The sequence below is a fragment of the Chitinophaga sp. genome (genome assembly GCF_036566945.1).
Lineage (GTDB): Bacteria > Bacteroidota > Bacteroidia > Chitinophagales > Chitinophagaceae > Chitinophaga.
The window spans coordinates 1-4500 of sequence record NZ_DATCVJ010000501.1 but is presented as its reverse complement, the minus strand read 5'-3'; the positions used below and the strand labels follow the sequence as shown (position 1 = coordinate 4500).

1 protein-coding gene is annotated in these 4500 nt (G+C 43.1%); it reads left to right on the top strand.

Features of this window, described 5'->3' with window-relative positions; translation table 11 throughout:
- Positions 1-103 precede the first annotated feature (103 nt).
- On the top strand, positions 104-4500 hold a 4397-nt coding region (locus VIP81_RS15255; protein WP_331962329.1), incomplete at its 3' end, for a DUF6443 domain-containing protein.

Below are 4500 nucleotides of genomic sequence, written 5' to 3'. Positions count from 1 at the left end.
ATACAAGAGTTCAATTATCCAATAGTCATGTTAACCTATGAATATAAAAAATATGAGTAGCATTTCTTCTTATGCAGGCCGGATAGTTTTGGTGATGTCCTTAATGGCTACGACTATAACTTTGAGTGCCCAGACTCCGGGGGGAACTACGTTGCCATCGGCAACGCCGGTTTCCGTGCCTGCCTCATATACCGATACGGTTATTAATTATATCCGCACCTGGGAACCAGCTGTGGCCACTTCAGATTCGGCCTATGTTACAGCTCCTGGCAGATCGGCAGCGGAAGTTCGCCAGTCCACCCAGTACTTTGATGGATTGGGCAGACCCTTGCAAATAGTCAATAAAGGAATGAGCTTTGGCGGTAATGATATGGTAATGCCGATAGTGTATGATCAGTTTGGCAGAGAACAAACAAAATATCTGCCTTATGCGCCACAGAATGTAAATGATGGCAAGTTTAAAACAGATCCTTTCAACGTGCAGAAATCCTTTTATCAAACCCAGATACCTGGAGCTGCGGGAGAAAGCGTATACTATAACCGCATTGATTACGAAGCCTCTCCGTTAAACCGTGTATTGAAAAGTTATGCTCCCGGAAATAGCTGGGCTAAGAATGATCCTGCTGGTGTAGAAAGAGGCGGGAACCGGCCAGCAGAGAATCAATTCTTAATCAATACAGTAGCGGATTCTGTACGGATATGGGACCTGTCAAATGTCATTCCCTCCAGCGGTACAGGACGTGTATATGCAGCGGGTCAGTTATACAAGAATGTGATGATCGATGAAGCAGGAAACCAGGTGGTAGAATACAAAAACAAACAAGACCAACTGGTCATGAAGAAAGTGCAGTTGGCTACAACTGCCACACTCGGTACTGCACATATGGGATGGTTATGTACCTATTACGTATACGATGACTTAGGCAATCTATGTTTTGTGATTCCTCCAAAGGCTGTACAAACTATTATTGGTACAAACTGGGTAATCAGTACCAGCCTTGCAACCGAGTTATGCTTTATTTATCGATATGATAGCAGAAACCGGATGATTGTGAAAAAAATACCCGGCGCAGACTCCACTGAAATGGTATATGATGTGCGGGACAGACTCGCTTTTTCCCGTGATGGTAATATGAAAGGGAAAACCTGGCTGGTTAATTTTTATAATGCACTGAATCAGCCGGTAATGACAGCACTCTATAATGCGTCTACCGATAGAGCCACTCTGCAGACTTCAATTAATAGTGCCACAGCGAATAATCAAAACCTGGCCTATACATTTCCAGGAACAGCCGATCTGGTGCTGGGGTCTTATGATGGGGGGGCTCTATACCAGGCTACTAATAGTATTACGATGGCCAACGGCTTTGAGACAAGCGTGGGGGCAGAGATGGTCGCTGAGATCAACACTGCTTTAACGAGTGGCAATACCTCGGTGACGGTCAGTAATCCACTGCCCAATATACCAGCCAATGCACTCACACCACTGACTTATACCTACTATAGTAATTATACTTTTGCCGGCCGGCAACTTTATGCCAGCAGCGACGTTTCCAAGCCTCAGGCGGGTACCAATCCTAATGCAGAAGCTTTGCCCGCAACACCCAGTACGCTGCTGACCAACCTGGTGACCGGAACAAAAGTATTGGTGCTCGGCACAGGTCAGTGGATTACTACTACAAATTATTACAATGACAAAGGGCGGCTTATCCAAATATTGTCGGACAATATCAGCGGAGGGGTGGATATCGCCACAAATCTCTATGATTTTATTGGGAAGCTGTTAAGTACTTATCTACGGCATAAAAATCCTCGCAGTGGCACTACTCCTCAAACCACAGTATTGACCATGATGGCTTATGACCAGGCCGGACGATTGATCAATATTAAAAAACGGCTGAACGACGGTGATGCCAGTCTCGATAAAACAATAACCGCCAACGAGTACGATGAGCTGGGACAGTTGAAAAAGAAACGCCTGGGGATAACAGGTACCAGCACCCAGTTGGAAACGCTAAATTATGAGTATAATATCCGTGGATGGCTGAAAGCAATCAACAAGAGCTTTATCTCTACCGCCAATAGTACAGCAAATTGGTTTGGACAAACACTTAGTTATGACTATGGGTTTTCTGTTCCCCGGTATAATGGCAATATCGCCGGCACTACCTGGAAGAGCCGCGGAGACGGTATTGCAAGGGCCTATGGTTATGATTATGACAGGATAAATCGCCTCCTTTCAGCCGATTTTAATCAACAGAATAATGGCTCCGCCAGTTGGACAGCGGATCAGATGAATTTCTCCGTATCTGGTATTGTTTATGATGGTAATGGTAACATTCAGTTCATGAACCAAAAAGGAATGAATGCCGGAGCAAAACAAACGATAGATAGTTTAAAATACGGCTATGTAGCCGGTAGTAATAAGCTCTCTTTTGTAACAGATCGTATCAACAACCCGCAAAGTCAGTTGGGAGATTTTAAGGAGATCATCAACAACGAAACAGCTGATTATACCTATGATGCAAATGCTAACCTGACCAAAGATGCCAACAAAAATATCACGACTATACGTTACAATTATCTAAACCTCCCGGATAGTATCGTTATTTCTGGAAAAGGCATGATCCAGTTCCTGTATGATGCCGCCGGAAATAAAGTAAAACGGATCGTTATTGACAATACAGTCAATCCTACGAAGATCACTACTACAGATTATATGGCGGGATTTGTGTATCAGAACGATACCTTACAGTTCCTGGGTCATGAAGAAGGACGGGTGCGTGCTGTATTCCAGGCAGGGCAACCTGTTAAATATCAATACGACTATTTTATAAAAGATCATTTAAACGATGTAAGGCTGGTATTAACGGACCAAACTGATTTTTCCATGTATACTGCTACCATGGAAAGCCCTGTGGCAGCTAAAGAAACTGCATTGTTTAGTAACATAGATAATACCCGCACGGCTAAACCAGCCGGTTATCCGGAAGATGAAAGCACCGGAAAAAATGTAGCTGTCGCGAAGCTAACAGCAACTGGTACTGGTAAAAAGATAGGACCTTCCATTGTGTTGCGTGTGATGGCGGGCGATACCATTCAGCTCAGCGCAAAGGCTTTCTACAAATCCGGTGGTCCAAAAGAAAAAAATTCTTTTGCTTCCTCCGCAGAAAATATGGTGGCAGACCTGATACAGGCATTTAATGGTGGTGCGGGAGACAATGGCGCCCATGGCGCTGGAGAAACTGGTTTACTCACCCCGTTCAATAGCAACTTCTATAATAATGACTATCGTCGCCTAAAGGAAAAAGAGCCGGAGCAACCCAATGCCGACAGACCGAAAGCATATCTTAATTTTGTATTGTTCGATGAGCAGTTTAAATTGGTGGACGAAAATAGTGGCGTTAAACAGGTAAAAGCAGCACCAGACGAGTTGCAAACGCTGGCGCAGGATAAAATGACAGTAAAGAAAACAGGATTTCTCTATGTTTATACCAGTAATGAAAGTACACAGGATGTGTATTTTGATAACGTAATTCTGGGAATTAATTCCGGACCTTTATTGGAAGAAACACATTATTATCCGTTTGGATTGACGATGGCAGGGATTAGTTCGAGTGCGTTGAAGGGAAGCAATTACCCGGAGAATAGGTTGAAGTATAATGGGAAGGAGTTGCAGAGTAAGGAGTTCGGAGATGGGAGTGGGTTGGAGTGGTATGATTATGGGGCGAGGATGTATGACGCACAAATAGGGAGATGGCATGTGTTAGATCCTTTAGCAGATAAGATGCGGCGTCAATCGCCATATAATTATGCGTTTGATAATCCGATAAGGTTTATTGATTCGGATGGGAGGATACCTGGCGACTTTATTGACGAAAATGGAAAGCTAATTGGGAACGATGGGAAAGCAGATGGGAAAGTATACTTGGTTAAAACAACTCAGAAAACCTTTGATAGTAAATCGCCTTCTGCTGGAATAACAAAAGACGATAAAAAAAATACTGAAAAATTCATAGAGGAAAACAGTGGAAATACTGCAGCATTTAATGGAAATTCGATTGCATATAATAATAGTGTTGAAATAGCTGGTTCAGAAGCTACCAGATCGGCTATGGTTGATATTGTGAATAAAGACAATGGAAAAGGTGGAACTACTCCAGAGAATAATAGAGAATATGGTGGAGTTGTCAAGACTGATGGAACTGTTGCCGAGTCACAACCAGGCCCAGTCGCAGATCCAATTACTAGTCCCAATGCACATATTGATATAAGAAGTTTTGAATGGCAATCCACTTTCCATTCTCATCCAAGTGGTACTAGAACAGAAAATACAGGAGGTGGCACTACGACCGGATCTTTTAACCGTGCACCTTCAAATGCAGGTGGTGATGTTGCAAATAGTGGTAACCCAATTAATTATGTTTTTTCAAGGAGCAATGGAGTGGTTTATATATATAATAATAGCGGTGTAATAGCCACGATTCCACAAAAGTATTT